General features: G+C 70.6%; 16 protein-coding genes and 1 pseudogene. 11 read left to right on the forward strand and 6 right to left on the reverse strand.

What is annotated here, in order from left to right; translation table 11 throughout:
• Window positions 1-39: 39 nt before the first annotated feature.
• Window positions 40-507, forward strand: a complete 468-nt coding sequence (locus FFT09_RS12945; protein WP_024874966.1) for an Lrp/AsnC family transcriptional regulator — start codon at window positions 40-42, stop codon at window positions 505-507.
• A gap of 118 nt (window positions 508-625) precedes the next feature.
• Here FFT09_RS12945 and greA read toward each other — a convergent pair whose 3' ends face one another.
• Together greA and FFT09_RS12955 are read right to left on the reverse strand one after the other, a co-directional pair.
• The gene (gene greA / locus FFT09_RS12950) at window positions 626-1,120 is read right to left on the reverse strand and encodes a transcription elongation factor GreA (protein ID WP_081192307.1); all 495 of its coding nucleotides are present in this window, start codon (window positions 1,118-1,120) and stop codon (window positions 626-628) included.
• A gap of 178 nt (window positions 1,121-1,298) precedes the next feature.
• Entirely contained in the window at window positions 1,299-1,778 is a 480-nt protein-coding gene (locus tag FFT09_RS12955; protein ID WP_138382852.1) for a DUF4307 domain-containing protein, read from the reverse strand.
• 142 nt (window positions 1,779-1,920) lie between these two features.
• Between FFT09_RS12955 and mca the strand changes: the two genes are divergently transcribed.
• Together mca and FFT09_RS12965 are read left to right on the forward strand one after the other, a co-directional pair.
• Window positions 1,921-2,835, forward strand: coding sequence for a mycothiol conjugate amidase Mca (gene mca, locus FFT09_RS12960; protein ID WP_138382853.1), 915 nt, complete (start codon window positions 1,921-1,923; stop codon window positions 2,833-2,835).
• Window positions 2,832-3,200 carry a hypothetical protein gene (locus FFT09_RS12965; protein ID WP_138382854.1) on the forward strand — a complete coding sequence of 123 codons (369 nt, stop codon included), beginning with the start codon at window positions 2,832-2,834 and terminating at the stop codon, window positions 3,198-3,200. Before mca ends, FFT09_RS12965 begins: the two co-directional genes overlap by 4 nt.
• 137 nt (window positions 3,201-3,337) lie before the next feature.
• Here the strand turns inward: FFT09_RS12965 and FFT09_RS12970 are convergent, their stop codons facing one another.
• Window positions 3,338-4,195 carry an ABC transporter permease gene (locus tag FFT09_RS12970; RefSeq protein ID WP_138382855.1) on the reverse strand — a complete coding sequence of 286 codons (858 nt, stop codon included), beginning with the start codon at window positions 4,193-4,195 and terminating at the stop codon, window positions 3,338-3,340.
• Entirely contained in the window at window positions 4,192-5,163 is a 972-nt protein-coding gene (locus FFT09_RS12975) for an ATP-binding cassette domain-containing protein (protein WP_081191525.1), read from the reverse strand. The genes FFT09_RS12970 and FFT09_RS12975 overlap by 4 nt, the downstream gene beginning before the upstream one ends.
• Window positions 5,164-5,261: 98 nt before the next feature.
• On the opposite strand from FFT09_RS12975, the gene FFT09_RS12980 reads away from it, so the two are divergent.
• The 4 genes from FFT09_RS12980 to FFT09_RS12995 all read left to right on the forward strand — a co-directional run bounded on the left by FFT09_RS12980 (window position 5,262) and on the right by FFT09_RS12995 (window position 11,110).
• Window positions 5,262-6,044 (forward strand): TetR/AcrR family transcriptional regulator, encoded by a 783-nt coding sequence (locus tag FFT09_RS12980; protein WP_244231385.1) that lies wholly within the window; start codon window positions 5,262-5,264, stop codon window positions 6,042-6,044.
• Window positions 6,045-6,073: 29 nt separating this feature from the next.
• Window positions 6,074-8,077, forward strand: a complete 2,004-nt coding sequence (locus FFT09_RS12985) for a thioredoxin domain-containing protein (protein WP_081191524.1) — start codon at window positions 6,074-6,076, stop codon at window positions 8,075-8,077.
• 170 nt (window positions 8,078-8,247) lie between these two features.
• Window positions 8,248-10,173, forward strand: coding sequence for an acyl-CoA dehydrogenase family protein (locus FFT09_RS12990; RefSeq protein ID WP_138382856.1), 1,926 nt, complete (start codon window positions 8,248-8,250; stop codon window positions 10,171-10,173).
• A gap of 112 nt (window positions 10,174-10,285) precedes the next feature.
• The gene (locus tag FFT09_RS12995) at window positions 10,286-11,110 is read left to right on the forward strand and encodes an endonuclease/exonuclease/phosphatase family protein (RefSeq protein WP_244231347.1); all 825 of its coding nucleotides are present in this window, start codon (window positions 10,286-10,288) and stop codon (window positions 11,108-11,110) included.
• A 3-nt stretch (window positions 11,111-11,113) separates the two neighbouring features.
• Here the strand turns inward: FFT09_RS12995 and FFT09_RS13000 are convergent, their stop codons facing one another.
• Window positions 11,114-12,091, reverse strand: a complete 978-nt coding sequence (locus FFT09_RS13000; protein ID WP_244231348.1) for an extracellular catalytic domain type 1 short-chain-length polyhydroxyalkanoate depolymerase — start codon at window positions 12,089-12,091, stop codon at window positions 11,114-11,116.
• 162 nt (window positions 12,092-12,253) lie between these two features.
• Between FFT09_RS13000 and FFT09_RS13005 the strand changes: the two are divergent.
• A pseudogene (locus tag FFT09_RS13005) lies at window positions 12,254-13,576 on the forward strand (3-hydroxybutyrate oligomer hydrolase family protein); the annotation flags it as partial.
• A gap of 11 nt (window positions 13,577-13,587) precedes the next feature.
• Here FFT09_RS13005 and FFT09_RS13010 read toward each other — a convergent pair.
• On the reverse strand, window positions 13,588-14,160 hold the full coding sequence (locus FFT09_RS13010) for a TetR/AcrR family transcriptional regulator (RefSeq protein ID WP_024874949.1): 573 nt from the start codon (window positions 14,158-14,160) through the stop codon (window positions 13,588-13,590).
• A gap of 200 nt (window positions 14,161-14,360) precedes the next feature.
• Here FFT09_RS13010 and FFT09_RS13015 point away from each other — a divergent pair, with 200 nt between their 5' ends.
• The 3 genes from FFT09_RS13015 to betT are packed head-to-tail and all read left to right on the forward strand — an operon-like array spanning window position 14,361 to window position 19,094.
• Window positions 14,361-15,848 carry an aldehyde dehydrogenase family protein gene (locus tag FFT09_RS13015; protein ID WP_138382858.1) on the forward strand — a complete coding sequence of 496 codons (1,488 nt, stop codon included), beginning with the start codon at window positions 14,361-14,363 and terminating at the stop codon, window positions 15,846-15,848.
• A 4-nt stretch (window positions 15,849-15,852) separates the two neighbouring features.
• Window positions 15,853-17,511, forward strand: a complete 1,659-nt coding sequence (betA, locus tag FFT09_RS13020) for a choline dehydrogenase (RefSeq protein WP_138382859.1) — start codon at window positions 15,853-15,855, stop codon at window positions 17,509-17,511.
• A 5-nt stretch (window positions 17,512-17,516) separates the two neighbouring features.
• Window positions 17,517-19,094, forward strand: a complete 1,578-nt coding sequence (gene betT / locus FFT09_RS13025; protein WP_244231349.1) for a choline BCCT transporter BetT — start codon at window positions 17,517-17,519, stop codon at window positions 19,092-19,094.
• Window positions 19,095-19,198: the final 104 nt, after the last annotated feature.

A 19,198-nucleotide genomic window follows, 5' to 3' on the forward strand; every position in this document is an offset into this window, starting at 1 on the left:
TCGAGTGATCAGATCGGCCGGATTGTGCAGGAGGACCGCATGACCCTCGACGCCCTGGACGCGCGGTTGCTCCTGCTGCTGACCGACGCGCCGCGGCTCGGAGTGCTGGAGTGCGCGCGGCGGCTCGGCGTCGCGCGCGGCACCGTGCAGGCGCGGCTCGACCGGCTCACCTCGGCGGGAGTGCTCACCGGATTCCCTCCGGAGCTCGACCTCGCCGCGGTGGGCTACGGGCTGACCGCGTTCGCGGTACTGGAGATCGCCCAGGGGCACCGGGGCGAGGTGGCCGCCGCGCTCGCCGCGATCGACGAGGTCTGCGAGGTCCACGCGACCACGGGTCAGGGCGATCTGTTCGTGCGGGTGGTGGCACGCTCCAACGACGACCTCCAGCGCGTCATCGACGAGGTGGTGGGCGTGCCCGGGGTGCGAAGGACCGCGACGTCCATCGCGCTGTCGACACCCGTGCCGCCGCGCGTGCGACCGTTGCTGGAACGCATCGCGGGGCGCTGAGCATGACGACGGCCGGTGACCGCGCCCTTCGCGGGTCGCGTTCACCGGCCGTCGCTCACGTGTCCGGGAAAGACTCGGAAGTCTCGAAGTGCCTCAAGGGCCGCCGGTCATCGCCTGCTCACGAGCTGTAGGGCACCGCCTTGACCAGCGTGACCTTCTGGTTCCCGCCGTTGGGCAGCGGATACTCCCGCGACTCGCCCTCCTTGGCGCCGAGCAACGCCTTGCCGAGCGGGGAATCGGGCGAGTACACCTCCACCGGCCCGCTGCCGCCCTCTTCGCGGGTGGCGAGCAGGAAGGTCTCCTCGTCGTCATCGCCGTCGTAGCGCACGGTCAGCACCATGCCCGGCTCGGCGACGCCGTCGTCCTTCGGTGCTTCGCCGACCTTGGCGGAGCGCAGCAACTCCTGGAGGTGCCGGATGCGGGCCTCCTGCTGGCCCTGCTCCTCCCTGGCGGCGTGGTAGCCACCGTTCTCCTTCAGATCGCCCTCTTCGCGGCTGGCGTTGATCTTCGCGGCGATGACCGGACGATTCTCGATCAGCTCGTCGAGTTCGCTCTTGAGCCTGTCGTAGGCATCCTGGGTCAGCCAGGTCACCTTGCTGTCGCTCACGGTCACCATCTCCTCTTGGGCCCTCCGAACCTGGGTCTACAGGCCGGATCTGCCACGCTGTCGTGGCTGGTGAATAAAGGAAAGACACGGCCCGCGCGGGGCCGTGCCGACACCCAGAGGATAGCACGAAACGACCCCCGGAGGCCGCCGCCAATACCGGTACCCGGTGCGTCCGGCGCCTATTTCACTCCGTTGGCCGCTGGGGGCTTGACAGGTATTCGGGAACATCATAGGAGCAGCCGTGAACGTCCGCTGTAACCGGCTCTCCGATGCTCCGCACGGTGGTGTTCAGGCGCTCGACATCGACGCCGCCCGGTGCGACGTAGATCTCCTTCCTGCCGCTCTCGGCACCCGAGATGTCGCGGACCCGCACGATGCACACGGCGGGCCGCGAGGGGTCGTCGCGGGTCACGTCCACGGTGACCTCCATGGCGTTGCCCGGCCGCGGCTCGAATGCCACGCGCTGCGCTTCCAGGGGCACCGCGAAGAACTGCGTGTACACGACGTAGCCGCCCACCAGCAACGCGAGCGCGGTCGCGGTGCCGAGCACCCAGCCGCGGGTGCCGCCGAGCGTCCGGCGTGACGGCAGCCGGGAGCGCCGGGCGGAGCCGTAGCGGTCCGCCAACCCGTCGTCGTGCTCCGGGCCGGGCTCCGCGTCGCTCAACCGGGCCTCCCGATCGGTCGTGTCGTCGCGGTGGGGAGAATGAAAACACCCACCTCGCGTGTTGAGTATCCGTGAGAGCGGACAGGCGTGGGCCAGGGGGTCCGCACAGCGCACGGGCGAGCGGAAAGGAACCGAGCCGGAGATGGCGGGAACCGACGAGAAGAGGGCGGAGAACGTGGACGCGGGGTTGCGGCTGATGGCGGTACACGCTCATCCCGACGACGAGTCGAGCAAGGGGGCCGCGACGATGGCCCGCTATGTCGCCGAGGGACACGAGGTCATGGTCGTGACCTGCACCGGCGGTGAGGCAGGCAGTGTGCTCAACCCGGCGATGGACCGGCCCGAGGTACACGAGAACATGACCCAGATCCGCAGGGAGGAGATGGCCAGGGCCGCCAAGATCCTGGGCGTGCGGCACCGGTGGCTCGGCTTCGTCGACTCGGGCCTGCCCGAGGGTGACCCGCCGCCGCCCCTGCCGGAGGACTGCTTCGCCAGCATCCCGCTGGACGAGCCGGTGGCGCGGCTGGTGGAGGTCATGCGCGAGTTCCGCCCGCACGTCGTCGTCACCTACGACGAGAACGGCGGCTACCCGCATCCCGACCACATCCGCTGCCACGAGGTGTCGATGGCGGCCTACGACGTCGTCGCGGACCCGGACAGCCACCCCGACGCGGGCGAGCCCTGGCAGCCCCTCAAGCTGTACTACGGGCACGGCTTCTCGCGCGCGAAGTTCGAGGGGTTCCACGAGGCGCTCACCTCACGGAACCTGGACTCGCCGTTCGAGGAGTGGCTGAAGAACTGGGACCCGAACCGGCCGGACGTGATGGAGCGCGTGACCACCAGGGTGCCGTGCCCCGACTACTTCGAGGTGCGCGACGACGCGCTGCGGGCCCACGCCACCCAGATCGACCCGAACAGCCGCTGGTTCGCCGTGCCCCTGGACGTGCAGCGCGAGGTGTGGCCGACCGAGGAGTACGAACTGGTGCGCTCGCTGGTCGACACGACACTGCCGGAGGACGACCTGTTCGCCGGGGTCCGAGAGAGGGTGACGACATGACACTGCCCGCCTTCGCGGTCGGTCCCGCCATGTCCGCCGGGCTGGTGCTGGCGCAGCAGCCCGACGGCGAGGGCGGCGACGGCGGCGGGCAGGGCGAGGACTTCGGCAAGTCCTCGCCCGTGGGCCTGTTGCTGTTGCTGGTGTTCTTCGTGGCGGTGGCGTTTCTCGTCCGTTCGATGACCAAGCACCTCAAGCGGGTGCCTGCGAGCTTCGACCGGGGTTCCGGCACTCCGGCCGCCTCGGGTACGGACGACTCCCGCGACCGCGGCGGCGACACCGCCACGTCCGACGTCGGGTCGGGCGGTGGTTCCGGCTCCGGTGATTCCGGCTCCGGCGGTGACTCCGGAGGGGGCGGGGGCGACTAGCTGACCGCTGCTGTCGCCGTGCGCCGGGTGGTCAGCCGGGCGATGCCCGACACGAGGCGGGCCACGGCGAGCACGAGGCCGGTTCGGCTCGTCCGCCCGCCGGTATCCGTGCCGCGCCGAGCACCTTCAGGTGCCTCCTAGCGACTGAGCTGCCGGTAGCGGCGAACGGACAGCGGGAAGAAGACGGCGATCAGCAGCGCCGGCCACAGCACCGCGAACAGCACGGGTTGCGTCGCGAGCCAGGACTCGCTCGACCAGCTCGGGTTCTCCCACAGTTGGCGGACGGCGGCGACGGTGGCCGACAGCGGGTTCCACTCGGCGATCGCACCGAGCCAGCCCGGCATGGTGGCCGGTGAGACGAAAGCGTTGGACAGGAAGCCCACCGGCCACACCAGGATCTGCAGCGCCATGACCGACTCCGGGCTCTTGGCGACGAGCCCGAGGTAGATGCCGACCCACAGCATCGCCAGGCGCAGCAGCAACAGGAGACCGAACGCGGCCAGGGTCGGGCCGATCCCGCTGTGCGGCTGCCATCCCACGGCCAGGCTCGTGGCGACCAGGACGGCGAGGGTGACGACACTGTTCAGCAGGTCCGCGCCCGCGCGTCCGACCACGACCGCGGACCCGGCCATCGGCAGTGAACGGAACCGGTCGGTGACGCCGCGCGCGAGATCCGTGTTGACGGCGGTGAAGGTGGACTCGACGCCGAAGACCATGGTGAGCGCCAGGACACCCGGCACGAGGAACTCCCAGTAGTTGCCGGGTGCCGCCATCGCGCCTCCGAACAGGAACCCGAACATCAGCAGGACCAGCACGGAGAACAGCAGGTTGGCCACCAACATCCCGGGTTGGTTGGCCCAGTGGATGAGGTCGCGGCGGGTCACTGTCCACGCATCGGCGAGCGCCCAGCGCAGGCGTGAGCCGCCCGTGGCGGGTGCCTCGGCGGGGCGCGGCATCGAGGCCGACATCGTGTGGTTCGTCGTGGGAACGGTCATGCCGTGGTCTCCTTCGCGGGCTGGCTGGCGTCACTGCCGGTGAGGTGCAGGAACACCTCGTCGAGCGTGGGGCGGCGGATGGTGACGTCCTCGACCCCGAAGTGCTCTCCCTCGACCGCGCGAAGGACGGTTCCGAGCGCGGTGACGCGGTCGGTCACGGGTGCGCTGGCCCTGCGACGGTCGGCGTCCGTGTGCACGTCGCCGCCGGTGACTCGCTGCAACAACTCCGCCGCTGGGACCAGATCGGCGGCGTCCCGCACGGTGACGTCGAGCCGGTCGCCGCCGAGGCGTCCCTTCAGTTCGTCCGGCGTGCCCTGCGCGATGACCCGGCCGCCGTCCACTACCGAGACGGCGTCGGCGAGGTGGTCGGCCTCGTCCAGGTACTGAGTGGTGAGGATGACCGTGGTCCCCGACGCGGCCAGTTCCCGCACCGACTCCCACATCTCCGTGCGGGCGCGGGGATCGAGACCGGTGGTGGGCTCGTCGAGGAACAGCACCGACGGCGCGGTGAGCAGTCCGGCGGCGAGATCGAGTCTGCGGCGCATCCCACCGGAGTACTGCTTCACCGGCTTGTCGGCGGCCTCGGTGAGGCCGAAGGCGTCGAGCAGTTCACCCGCCCTTCGGGTGGCGGCGGCGGAACGCAGGTGGTGCAGCCGTCCGAAGAGCACGAGGTTCTGCCTGCCCGTCAGGATCTCGTCCACGGCGGCGTTCTGTCCCACGAGGCCGATGCTGCGTCGCACGAGTGTCGCCTGCGTGGCCACGTCGAACCCGGCGACGCGGGCGGTGCCGGAATCGGCGCGAACGAGCGTGCTGAGTACGCGCACGGCGGTGGTTTTCCCTGCCCCGTTGGGGCCGAGGATTCCGTGCACGGTGCCCGGTGGCACGACGAGGTTCAGGCCGTCGAGCGCGTCGGTGGTGCCGTACCGCTTGCGCAGAGCGCTGGCGGCCACGGCGGGAGCGGGGCTCATGCCACCTCCAAAACGGTATACGTTGTAGGGAGTTGAAACTTTACTCTACAACGTAGGGAGTTTTCAAGGCGAGGGTAGTGTCCGGAGATGTGAGCAGCGTGTACACGGGCGGCGGTGACCCGAAGCGCAGCATGGAACTGCTGTGGGGAGTGGCGGACAAGCCTCGGCGCGGGCCCAAACCGCGGTTCACCGTCGAGGACATCGTCGGTGCGGCGATCGAGCTGGCGGACGTGGAGGGCATCGACGCCGTCACCATGCGGGCGGTCGCGTCGGCCCTTGGCCTCACGGCCATGTCGCTCTACGGGTACGTGCCCGGCAAGGCCGAACTCGTGGACCTCATGGTCGATCGCGTGCACGCCGAGTTGGGGCCACCAGAGACATCCGGTTCAGGCTGGCGGGCCGAGCTGGAGGCCGTGGCTCACCAGACGTGGGAGCTGCACCTGCGGCACCCGTGGCTGCTCCAGGTCTCCGCGGTCAAACCCGTCCTCGGGCCGAACGTGCTCGCCAAATGGGACAACGACCTGCGCGCCGTTGACAGGCTCGGGCTCACACCCATCGAAATGGATCAGGTGGTCACCCTGGTGGCCAACTATGTCCACGGTGCCGTGCGGTCCGCCGTCGATCTCCGCAGGGTCGGGCAGGACACGGGCCAGGACAACGACGAGTGGTGGCGTGAGTACGAGCCGCTGCTCACCGAGCTGTTCGACGGTGAGCGGTACCCCGTCGCCGCGTCGGTGGGGGAGGCGACCGACGCGGAACATTACGGTCCTGACGCTCCGTTGAGGGCGTTCGAATTCGGACTCGCCCGGCTCCTCGACGGCGTCGCGGTGCTCGTCGACCAGGCAGCCCACCGCAGCGGCCCGGAAGCCGACCCGCTGTGAGCGGCCGGTGGCTGTGACACGCTGGGGCCATGAACCGCCTCGCCAGTGCCACGTCGCCGTACCTGCTCCAGCACGCCGACAACCCCGTGGACTGGTGGCAGTGGGGGCCGGACGCGCTCGCGGAGGCCCGCAGGCGCGACGTGCCGATCCTGCTGTCGATCGGCTACGCCGCCTGTCACTGGTGTCACGTCATGGCGCACGAGTCGTTCGAGGATGCCGACGTGGCCCGTGTGATGAACGAGCACTTCGTCAACATCAAGGTCGACCGGGAGGAACGCCCGGACATCGACGCCGTCTACATGACCGCCACGCAGGCGATGACGGGGCAGGGCGGCTGGCCCATGACGTGCTTTCTCACCCCGGACGGCAAGCCGTTCCACTGCGGCACCTACTACCCGCCCGCACCCCGGCACGGGATGCCGTCGTTCCGGCAGTTGCTCGGCGCCGTGACCGAGGCGTGGATCGACCGCCGCCACGAACTGGACGAGAGCGCGGGCCGCATCGCCGACCACATCGCCCAGCAGACCCGGCCGCTGTCGGTCCACGACGTCGACGCCGACACCGTGGCGAAGGCCGTGTCCACGTTGCGAACCCAGACCGACCCGCAGCACGGCGGATTCGGTGGGGCGCCGAAGTTCCCGCCGTCGATGGTGCTGGAGTTCCTGCTGCGCCACCACGAGCGCACGGGCGCGCCCGAAGCACTGTCCGTTGTGGAGTTGACGGCCGACGGGATGGCGCGCGGCGGGCTCTACGACCAGCTCGCGGGCGGCTTCTCCCGCTACTCCGTGGACGGCGAGTGGGTGGTGCCGCACTTCGAGAAGATGCTGTACGACAACGCGTTGCTGCTGCGCGCCTACGCGCACCTCGCTCGGCGGACCGGTTCGGCGCTGGCCCACCGCATCACGGGGGAGACGGCGGAGTTCCTGCTGCGGGACCTGCGGACCGCGCAGGGTGGGTTCGCCGCGTCGCTGGACGCCGACACCGACGGCGTCGAGGGGCTGACCTACGTGTGGACGCCGGAACAACTCGTCGCCGTGCTCGGCACCGAGGACGGCGCGTGGGCCGCGCGCACCTTCGGCGTCACCGAGGAGGGCACCTTCGAGCGCGGAGCCTCCACCCTGCGACTTCCGGAGGACCCCGACGACCCGGCCCGGTGGATGCGGGTGAGTGCCGCGCTGCTCGCGGCGCGCGGCGACCGTCCGCAGCCTCCCCGCGACGACAAGGTGATCGCGGCCTGGAACGGCCTGGCGGTCACGGCACTCGCGGAGGCGGGCATGGCGCTGCACCGGCCCGACTGGGTCGAGGCCGCCGTGGCCGCGGCGGCGTTCGTGCTCGACGTCCACCGCACGGAGGACGGCCTGCGCCGCAGCTCCCGCGACGGGACCGTGGGCGACGCGGCGGGAGTGCTGGAGGACTACGCGTGCCTTGCCGACGGCCTGCTCACCCTCCACCAGGCCACCGGGGAGTCGGTGTGGCTGGTGGAGGCGACGACGCTGCTCGACAGCGCGTTGCGGCGTTTCGCCGTGTCCGACGCGCCGGGCGCGTTCCACGACACGGCCTCCGACGCCGAGGCCCTCGTGCACCGGCCGAGCGACCCCACCGACAACGCGAGCCCGTCGGGAGCCTCCGCGCTGGCCTCGGCGCTGCTCACCGCGTCGGCCCTGGTGGGGCCGGAGGACGCGGCGCGCTACCGGGCGGCGTGTGAGCAGGCACTGGGCCGGGCCGGCGCATTGGTGGCGCAGGCCCCGAGGTTCGCGGGGCACTGGCTCTCGGTGGCCGAGGCGCTGCTGTCGGGTCCCGTGCAGGTGGCGGTGGTCGGCCCGGACGCGCAGGCGCGGTCGGAGCTGCTCGCGACGGCGGCGACCGCGGTCCACGGCGGCGGCGTGGTGCTGGGCGGCCCGCCCGAGGCCGACGGCGTGCCGCTGCTGGCCGACCGCCCACTGGTGGACGGCGCGCCCGCGGCCTACGTCTGCCGGGGCTACGTCTGCGACCGCCCGGTGACGACGCCGGAGGCGCTGACCCGCTCCCTCTGACGCCGTGTCCGCAAGTTACGTAGCCGTGTCCGCACTTCCCGTAGCCGTGTCCGCGAGTTGCGTAGTCGTGTCCGCATCGCAGGGTGCGGACACGACTACGCAGGCTGCGGACACGGTGTTTCGATGATCTTTCCCCTGCACACGAGGATTTTCTCAGGCAGGCTGGGCACATGGACACCCTGACCGGAGTGCTGACGTCGCTGCTGGACGGCCGCTGGGCCGACACCCGCCGGGACGTCCGCGAGCACCTGGCGAACGAAGCCGCCCGCGGAGCCTTCGACACCGAGAAGCTCGACGTCACACAGCATCGCGAGCGCATCACCCAGCAGTTGCGCACGCTGGCGGGCACAGGGCGGCCCCGGCTGGGCTTTCCCGCCGAGTACGGCGGGGGCGGCGACATCGGCGCCGCCGTGGTGTCGTTCGAGATGCTCGGGTTCGGAGACCTGTCGCTGATGGTCAAGGCCGGGGTGCAGTGGGGGCTGTTCGGGGGTGCCGTGCAACTGCTCGGCACGCGCCGCCACCACGAGCGCTACCTGCCCGACATCATGGCGGGTTCGCTGCTCGGCTGCTTCGCCATGACCGAGGTGGGCCACGGCTCGGACGTGCAGAGCCTGCGCACCACCGCCACCTACGATCCCGCGACGGCCGAGTTCGACGTCCACACGCCCGATCCGTCGGCGGTGAAGACCTACATCGGGGGCGCCGCGAGGGACGGCCGCATGGCGGTGGTGTTCGCCCAGCTCGTCGTGGACGGCGAGTCGCGGGGTGTGCACGCGCTGCTGGTGCCCGTCCGGGACGAGCGCGGCGCGGTACTGCCCGGCGTCACCGCCGAGGACTGTGGCGTCAAGGCCGGGCTCAACGGCGTGGACAACGGCAGGCTGGCGTTCGACCACGTGCGGGTGCCGCGCGCGGCACTGCTCAACCGCTACGGCGACGTCACCGAAGACGGCACCTACACCAGCCCGATCGACTCGGACGGCCGGCGTTTCTTCACGATGCTCGGCACGCTGGTGCGCGGCCGGATCAGCGTCGCGGGCAGCGCGGGCAGTGCCACCAAGCGCGCGCTCGCGATCGCGGTGCGCTACGCCGAGACCCGCACCCAGTTCGACAGCCCCGGCGGCGGTGAGGTGACGATCCTCGACTACCTCGCCCACCAGCGCAGGCTCCTGCCCGCGCTGGCCAGCACGTACGCGCTGCACTTCGCGCAGGAGGACCTGGTGGCCACCCTGGACGAGCTGCAGGGCGGCGCCGCCACCGTCGGCGCTCCCGCCACCGAGGACGACGAGGTGCGCCAGCGGGAGCTGGAGTCGCTGGCCGCCGGGTTGAAGGCGCTGACGACGTGGCACGCGACGAGCAGCATCCAGGCGGCGCGTGAGTCCTGCGGCGGCGCGGGCTACATGGCGGAGAACGTGCTGCCGTCGCTGAAGGCCGACACCGACGTGTTCACGACGTTCGAGGGCGACAACACGGTGTTGTTGCAGCTCGTCGCCAAGGGCCTGCTCACCCACTACAAGCACCAGTTCCAGGATCTGAGTCCACTCGCGACAGCCCGTTTCGCGGCGGAGCAGTTCGTGGGCGCGATGATCGAGCGCACCGCGGCGAGGAAGGTGGTGGAGCGGCTGATCGACGCCACACCCGCCCGCGACGACGACGAGGTCGTCTTCGACCGGGCCTGGCAGTGCAAGCTGTTCACCGACCGGGAGTCGCACGTCCTGGACGGGCTGGCGCGCCGGTTGCGCGCGGCGGGCAGGGACAACGCGTTCGAGGTGTTCAACAACGCGCAGGACCACGTGTTGCGCGCGGCGCGGGTCCACGTCGAGCGCGTCGTGCTCGACTCGTTCGTGGCGGCGATCGAGCGCGTCGAGGACGCGGACGCGCGGACGCTGCTGAGCAGGCTGTGTGACCTGTACGTGCTCTCGACCGTGGAGGCCGACCGCGCGTGGTTTCTCGAACACGGCAGGCTCACCAGCCCGCGCGCGAAGGCGGTGGTGGCGGGGGTCAACCGGCTGTGCCGCGAGCTGCGCCCGCACGCGCGCACGCTGGTGGACGCCTTCGCCATCCCGGAGCCGCTGTTGCGCGCTCCGATGCTGGAGTGACGTCGCCGGTTCATCGCCGAGTCGGCCGCTGTTCGTCTCCGCCCGGTACGCATAGGGTCGCAGACGGTGTCCGTGACGAGCTGTGGGGAGGACCGGCGTGAGACGGTTTGGCGTGAGCGTGTTGTTGGCCGTGAGCATGGTGGCGGTGTCAGCGCCGTCGGCCCAGGGGAGTCCCGTGCAGTCGCGTGACCTCACCGTCGCGACCTTCAACATCCACCACGGAGCGGGTCCGGACGACGAGCTGGACCTGCCGCACGTCGCCGAGGTGATCGCGGGGCACGGGATGGACGTCGTGGGGCTGCAGGAGGTCGATCGGCACTGGGGTGAGCGCAGCGAGTTCGTCGACCAGGCGCGGTGGCTGGGCGCCGAACTCGACATGCACGTCGCCTTCGGCGCGAACCTCGACGAGGACCCGGCCGAGGCCGGGCAGCCGCGCCGCCAGTACGGCACGGCGATCCTGTCGCGGTATCCCATCGAGGCCAGCCGCAACGTGCCACTGCCCCGGCCGGAGGGCGGTGAACAGCGCGGGCTGCTGGAGGCGGTGGTGCTGGTGCGCGGTGTCCCGCTGCACTTCTACTCCACCCACCTCCAGCACGACTCGCGCGTGGAGCGGCTCGCCCAGGCCGACGCCATCAACGCGGTGCTCGCCGACGTCGAGGGGCCGACGGTCCTGGTGGGCGACCTCAACGCCGAGCCGGGCACCCCGGAGATCGAGCGCCTGGCCACCCACCTCGCCGACACCTGGCCCGCGGCGGGGCAGGGTCAGGGGCTCACCTACCCGGCCGAGGCTCCGCGCACGCGCATCGACTACGTGTTCGCCGACGACAGCGTCAGTGCTGTCAGCCCTGATGCGGCCCGGGTGATCGACACAACCGCGTCGGACCACCGTCCGGTGGCCGTCGACGTGACCGTGAGCGGCAGGCCCGGCCTGCGCTGAGCGTCACGGCAGGCTCCAGGTCTGCCCCAGGTGCCAGGCCGCGCACACGTCCACGTCGAGCACGTAGGCGCCGGCACTGCCGCACTGACCCTCGCCGGTGCCGGGATCCACCGGCTGGCCGTGGCCCATGCCGGTGACCGTGATGGCCTCCACCACCGGGCGCCCGGCACCGTCCTCATACACGGTGCGCGGATAGCCCGCCACCGTGTCGCTGCGGTCCGCCTCCGCGTCGGTGCCGTGGATGTCGGTCCACTGCTCGACCAGTTCGCGCTGGTTGGCGACGGTGACGGTGTAGTCGGCGTCGCCGTGCCAGACGCTCATCGTCGGCCACGGGCCCTCGTGTGAGCTGGCGTCACGTACCCGGTCGCCCCACGCCTCCGGGCTGAGGTTCTTGCCGGTGTACATGCAGGTGTAGGCCTCGTAGAGCGCGGCGGCGCACCGGTACGGCAGGCCCGCCACCACCCCGCCGCCGGAGAACCGCTCGGGGTAGGTCGCGAGCAGGGCCGACGTCATGCCGCCGCCCGCGGACAGGCCCGTGACGTACACGCGCGACTGGTCGGCGCCGGTCGCGGCGATCGTGTGGTCCACCATGCTGACCACCGACGCGACCTCGCCCTGTCCTCGGGTCGTGTCGGCCGAGTCGAACCAGTTGAAGCAGCTGTTCAGGTTGTTGGCGCCACGCTGTTCCGGCAGGACGAGACTGAAATCCCAGCGCTCGGCCAGTTCCACCCAGCCGGAGTCGGTGCCGTAGCCGGTGGCGTTCTGCGTGCAGCCGTGCAGCGCGACGACCACCGGGCGGTCAGGTGCGAGCCCGTCGGGAACGTAGCGGAGCATGCGGAGGTTGCCGGGATCGGCGCCGAAATCGCCGACCTCCTCGACGGCCGCCGCGGCGGGCGCGGCATGAGCGGATACGGGAACCCCCAACAGGGCGGCCGCCAGCAGAAGCGGCAGCAGTCGCCGGGCGCGGACGTGCGTTCTCACGGGACCCTCCTCACCTCGTTGTGATCCACACCACGGTAGGGAGTGGCCGGTGGTCCGAACCATGTCACCGACGGCCACATCGCGGTGCGCGAGTGTGGGTCGGCGGCACATTCCACCCGGTCACAGCGGCTTCTACGGTGGCGAGGGAACGGAGGTCAGCTCATGCGCACGCTCGTCACGCTCCTGCTGGCGGCGGGACTCACCGCCACAGCGACCCCGGCCGTACTCGCGGAACCGGAGGGTCCCGGCTGCCCCACTCCGCGCCTGCGGGTACCGGGTGCGCAGCACCAGGAAGTCGCCTGCCTGGCCGACCTCACCACGGCGGGCACCACGCGCACCGGGCACACCGACCCCGCCGACTGGGCGGGGCTCACCCAGGAGGCGCTGCCGGTGCCCGATCCCGTGCCGGGAGTGCAGGTCGACGGCTACTTTCCCGACGACTCCACCACCAACACCAACCACGGCTGGAACCACGACGCGCAGTTCGTGCTGCGCCTGCCCGAGAACTGGAACGGCGGGCTCGTGGTCTCGGGTACGCCCGGCAACCGCGAGCAGTACGCCAACGACCGTGCGATCTCGGACTGGGTGCTGTCGGAGGGCTACGCCTTCGCCGCCACGGACAAGGGCAACACCGGCGTGGGCTTCGCCGCCGACGGCGACCGTCCCGGCGATGCCATCGCCGAGTGGAACCACCGCCTCACGCAGCTGACGCGCGCGGCGAAGGCCGCCACGACCCGGCACTACCACCGCAGGCCCGATCCGACGCTGGTGACCGGACTGTCCAACGGGGGCTACCTCGTCCGCTGGCAGCTGGAGAACCACCCCGAGTTGTACGACGGCGGGGTGGACTGGGAAGGGACACTGTGGTCGGAGAACGGGCCGAATCTGGTGGAGTACCTGCCCACCGCGTTGTCGGCCTACCCGCGTTATGCCGATGGCGGCCCCGGCGCCGCAGCGGCGCACGCGGAGCTGGTCGCGGCCGGGTTTCCCGAGGGGTCCGAGTTCCTGTGGGAGTACCACCACGAGGTCTACTGGGGACTCACGCAGCGGATCTACCGTGAGGAGATCGACCCGGGCTTCGACGGCGACGACACCGACTACGACTACCGGCAACGCCCGGTGGAGGTGCACGAGGCCGTCGAGCGCATCGGGCTGACGGGCCGTATCGGGAAGCCGTTGCTGACGCTGCACGGCACGCTCGACGTGTTGCTGCCGATCAGCGAGGACTCCGATGTCTACGCGGACATGGTGCGCGAGCAGGCGCGTGGGGACCTGCACCGGTACTACCGCATCGAGGACGGCACCCATACCGACTCGCTGGTGGACGCCTTCCCGGCCCGGCTGCGGGCGTTGACGCCGTGTCACCGCACGGCGTTCGAGTCCCTGGAGGGTTTCCTGGCCGAGGGCACGCCGTTGCCGCCGTCGGCGACGGTCCCGCGCCCCGCGAAGGCCACCCCGGAAGACCTGGTGACGACGTGCAAGCTGACCGGACACGGTCAGTCCTGGAGGGCTCGGCGGTACAGCGCTTCGACGTCGTCGCGATGCGGCGGAGTGTCGCCGAGCACGGCCTGCATCATGAGCCCGCACGTCAGCATGGCGATCATGCGACCCGTGAGCGGGTCGGTGCGGGCGACGAACAACTCGGCCAGTGCGTTGTCCCACGCGACGGCGGCTCCGCGCAGGTCGGGGCGTTGCAGCGCGAGCGCGTAGAGGTTGTACTCCGCGATCGTGCTGGCGCGCTGCTGCGTCACCGAGTCGAGCACGAGGTCGGTGAGCGCGGACGCCAGATCGGTGTCGCTCTCCAGTGCGGCGTCCCACTCCCGCAGCGCGGCGACGTTGAGCCGGGCCGCCTCGTCGAGGGCCACGGCGATGAGGTCGTCGAGCGTGGCGAAGTGGTAGGTCGTCGAGCCGAGCGGCACCCCGGCCTCGGCGGCGACGGCACGGTGGGTCAGCGCGCCGATGCCACGGTCGGCGATGACGCTGATGGCCGCGCGCGCGATGCGGTTGCGGCGGTCCGGGTCGTTCGGACCACGTCCGCGCCGGCGCGTCGCCGTTTCCTGTGTCGTCATACCCGAGGCTCCCCTCCCGTCGGAGCACCACGAACCCGACCGTGATCCGCCGGTCACCCGCCATGACACCACATCTCGTCGGGTGGGTTCCGACACACCCTTCTCCCCATTGTGTACGTGAGTACATATAACATGTACCGACGTACACAAATGGTGTGGTCCACACCACATCACTCTGGAGGGAGCAGGACACCCGTCCCATGAGAGACCTCTACATCGACGGAGCCTGGACCGAGGCGGCGACACCGACCGGTGGCCGCGCGGTCCTCAACCCCTACGACGGGAGCACGCTGGCGACCGTGTCCGAAGCCGGACCGGACGACGTCGCCGCCGCCGTGACAGCCGCTCGGCGCGCCTTCGACGACGGGCCGTGGCGCGCCACCTCGGCCCGGGAGCGGGGAGAACTGCTCCGCGCCGTCGCCGGGCTGCTGCAGCGCGACCGCGAGCAGATCGCCAGGCAGGAGAGCCTCGACACCGGCAAGACCCTGGCCGAGGGACGCGTCGACGTCGACGACGTCACCAACGTCTTCCGCTACTACGCCAACCTGGCCGACACCGACGCGGGCCGCGTCGTCGACACGGGCGATCCCGGAGTCGTCAGCCGGGTGGTCCACGAGCCGGTCGGGGTGTGCTCGCTCATCGCGCCATGGAACTATCCGCTGCTCCAGATGTGCTGGAAGGTCGCGCCCGCGCTCGCGGCGGGCAACACGGTGGTCCTCAAGCCCAGCGAGCTGACGCCGCTCACCACGGTCACCCTGGTGTCGCTGCTGGCCGAGGCCGGAGTCCCGCCCGGCGTCGTCAACCTCGTGCTCGGCGACGGGCCGACGGTCGGCTCCGCGATGGTGCGCGACGGCGGAGTCGACCTCGTGTCGTTCACGGGTGGCCTGGCCACCGGCAAGAAGATCATGGCGATGGCCGCGGACGACGTGAAGCGCGTCGCGCTGGAGCTCGGCGGCAAGAATCCCAACGTCGTGTTCGCCGACGCCGACTTCGACACGGCGGTCGACTACGCGCTCGCCGCCGCGTTCATCCACTCCGGACAGGTGTGCTCGGCGGGGGCTCGGCTGATCGTGCAGGACTCCGTCCACGACGAGTTCGTGGCCGAACTCGGTCGCCGCGCCGAGCTGATCCGGCTCGGCAACGGACTCGACGAGGCCACCGAGTGCGGCCCGCTCGTCTCCGCCGCCCACCGCGACAAGGTCGAGAGCTACATCGCGCGAACCGTCGACGAGGGCGCGCGGCTGGTCGCCGGCGGGGGCCGCCCCACCCAGCCGGAGCTGGCCGACGGCTACTTCCTGCGGCCGACGGTGTTCGCCGACTGCACCGCCGACATGACGGCCGTCCGTGAGGAGGTCTTCGGTCCCGTCGTCACCGTGGAGCGGTTCCACGACGAGGCCGACGCCATCCGGCTCGCCAACGACACCGACTACGGCCTCGCGGGTGCGGTCTGGACGAGCGACACATCGCGCGCGCAGCGGGTCGCGAACGCGCTGCGCCACGGCACGGTGTGGATCAACGACTTCCACCCGTACGTGCCGCAGGCCGAGTGGGGCGGGTTCGGCAAGTCCGGCATCGGCCGCGAGCTCGGCCCGGCCGGGCTCGACGAGTACCGCGAGACCAAGCACATCTACCACAACATCAACCCCGCACCGATGCGCTGGTTCGCCGGCGCGCCCGAGGAGGGATGACACCGTGGCCAGGCGGTACGACTACATCATCGTGGGCGGCGGTTCGGCCGGGTGCGTGCTGGCCAACCGGCTCAGCGAGGACCCCTCCACCAGCGTGCTGGTGCTGGAGGCGGGCCGTCCCGACTGGATCTGGGACGTCCTCATCCACATGCCCGCGGCGCTGACGATGGTCATCGGCAACCCGCTCTACGACTGGCGCTACACCTCCGAGCCCGAGCCGTACATGAACGGCCGCCGCGTCTACCACGGCCGGGGCAAGGTGCTCGGTGGCTCCAGCTCCATCAACGGCATGATCTTCCAGCGCGGCAATCCGCTCGACCTCGAACGCTGGGCCGCCGACCCCGGCATGGGGACCTGGGACTACGCGCACTGCCTGCCGTATTTCAAGCGCATGGAGAACTGCCGGGCAGGCGGCGACGAGTGGCGTGGCGACGACGGCCCGCTGTGGCTGGAGCGCGGGCCCGCGACCAACCCGCTGTTCGGCGCGTTCCTGGACGCCGCGCGGCAGGCTGGGCACCCGCTGACCTCCGACGTCAACGGCTACCAGCAGGAGGGCTTCGCCCCGTTCGACCGCAACGTCCGCAAGGGCAGGCGCTGGTCGTCGGCCCGGGCGTACCTGCATCCGGTCAAGCGGCGGCGCAACCTCACCGTGCAGTGCCTCTCGCACGTCAACCGGGTCCTGTTCGACGGTGACCGCGCCACCGGTGTGTCGGTGAGCAGGCTGGGCCGCAAACCGGAGACCGTCTACGGCGGCGAGGTCATCCTGGCGGGCGGCGCGATCAACACGCCGCAACTGCTCCAGCTCTCGGGTGTCGGCGACCCCGATCACCTGCGCCCGCTCGGCATCGATCCGGTCCACGCGCTGCCCGGGGTCGGACAGAACCTGCAGGACCACCTGGAGGTCTACGTCCAGCACGCCTGCACGCAGCCGGTGTCGTTCAACCCCGCACTGAAGCTGCACAAGCGGCCCAAGATCGGCCTGCAGTGGTTGCTGGGCCGCACCGGCCCCGCCGCGACGAACCACTTCGAGGCGGGCGGGTTCGTGCGCGGCAACGACGTCGTCGACTACCCGAACCTGATGTTCCACTTCCTGCCGATCGCCGTCCGCTACGACGGGACGCAGATCGACACCCCGCACGGCTATCAGGTCCACATCGGACCCATGTACTCCGACGTGCGCGGGGACGTGAAGATCAGATCGCGGAACCCGAAGGACAAGCCCGCGCTGCGCTTCAACTACCTGTCCACGGAGAACGACCGCAAGGAATGGGTCGAGGCCGTTCGAGTGGCGCGCGACATCCTGAAACAGCCCGCGCTCGACGGGTACAACGGCGGGGAGATCTCACCCGGCCCCGGCGTGGAGTCCGACACCGAGATCCTCGACTGGGTCGCCCGCGACGCCGAAACGGCATACCACCCGTCGTGCACGGCTCGCATGGGCGTCGACGACATGTCGGTCGTGGACCCCACGAGTATGCGCGTCCACGGCACGCGGAACCTGCGCGTGGTCGACGCCTCCGCCATGCCCTACCTCACGAACGGCAACATCTACGCCCCCGTGATGATGCTGGCCGAGAAGGCGGCGGACCTGATCCGCGGCAACACCCCGCTGGCCCCGGCCGAGACCCCCTACCACCGGCACGTCCGGTCCGACGAAAGGTGAGTTCCGTGTCCGGCGAACCTCAGGTCGCGAAGGAGCCCAACACCGTCAACCGCGTCACGTTCGCGGGATCGGCGGCGGTGATCCTCGTGATCGCACTCTGGGGCATGCTCGCCCCCGACCACGCGGCGGACACCATCGGCGTCCTCGTCGGCTGGGTCTCGGAAGGACTCGGCTGGTACTACATCCTGATCGCGACCGCGTTCCTCGTGTTCGTGGTGTTCCTGGCCGTCTCGAAGTACGGCAAGATCACTCTCGGGCCCGCGAAGTCCACACCGGACTACGGCCTGTTCGCGTGGGGCTCGATGCTCTTCGCGGCGGGCATCGGCGTCGATCTGATGTTTTTCTCCGTCGCCGAGCCCGTCACCCAGTACCTCGACCCGCCGCAGGGCGATCCCGAGACGCTCGACGCGGCGCGGGAGGCCGTGGTGTGGACGCTGTTCCACTACGGCATCACCGGCTGGGCCATGTACGCGCTGATGGGCATGGCTCTGGGGTACTTCGCGTTCCGGCGCGGGCTGCCGCTGGCGATCCGCTCGGCGCTCTACCCGCTGATCGGCAGGCGCATTCACGGCAGGCCGGGCCACGCCGTGGACATCGCGGCCGCGCTGGGCACCGTGTTCGGCATCGCGACCTCGCTGGGTATCGGCGTGGTGCAGCTGAACTTCGGGCTGAACTTCCTGTTCGGCATCCCGCAGGGCACGACCGCGCAGATCGGGCTCATCGCGCTGGCGGTGCTCATGGCGACCGTGTCCGCCGTCGCGGGCGTCGACAAGGGCATCCGGCGGCTGTCGCAGCTCAACGTGGTGCTGGCACTCGGACTGATGGTGTTCATCCTGTTCGCCGGTGATCCCGTGTACCTGCTCAACGGGCTCGTGCTCAACATCGGCGACTACGTCAGCGGGTTCAGCGACATGACGCTGAACACCTTCGCCTACGACCGGCCGGTGCAGTGGCTCAACGACTGGACGCTGTTCTTCTGGGCGTGGTGGATCGCGTGGGCGCCGTTCGTGGGACTGTTCCTCGCGCGGATTTCCCGTGGCCGCACCATCCGCCAGTTCGTGGCCGCCACGCTGGTCATCCCGTTCCTGTTCACGCTCGCGTTCCTGTCGGTGTTCGGCAACAGCGCACTGCGCCTCGTGCGCGGTGGCAACGCCGAGTTCGGCGAGATCGCGGCCAACGCGCCCGAGCAGGGCTTCTACACGCTGCTGGCGCAGTACCCCGGCGTGACCTTCAGCGCGGGGCTCGCCACCGTGGTGGGGTTGTTGTTCTACGTGACCTCGGCCGACTCGGGTGCGCTGGTGCTGGGCAACCTGACGTCGCGGCTGCCGACGCCCACGACCGACGCACTGCCGTGGGTGCGCGTGTTCTGGTCGATCGTGATCGGCGTGCTCACCCTGGCGATGCTCGTGGTCGGCGGCGTGGCGACGTTGCAGAACGCGACCATCATCATGGGCCTGCCGTTCTCGGTGGTGATGATCCTGGTGATGTGGGGCCTGTACAAGGCACTGAGCCGGGAGAAGTCCGGCGAGGCGTTCCTGCCGAAGTCGGCGGAGCCGACCGAGCGGGTCGAGGCGGCCGACTGATCGTGGTGGGGGCGGCCGAACCCGGCCGCCCCCACCGTGTCCGCAGCCTGTGTAGCCGTGTCCGCAGGTTACGTAGCAGTGTCCGCAGCCTGTGTAGCCGTGTC

This window comes from Saccharomonospora piscinae (assembly GCF_005862235.1).
Classification (GTDB): domain Bacteria; phylum Actinomycetota; class Actinomycetes; order Mycobacteriales; family Pseudonocardiaceae; genus Saccharomonospora; species Saccharomonospora piscinae.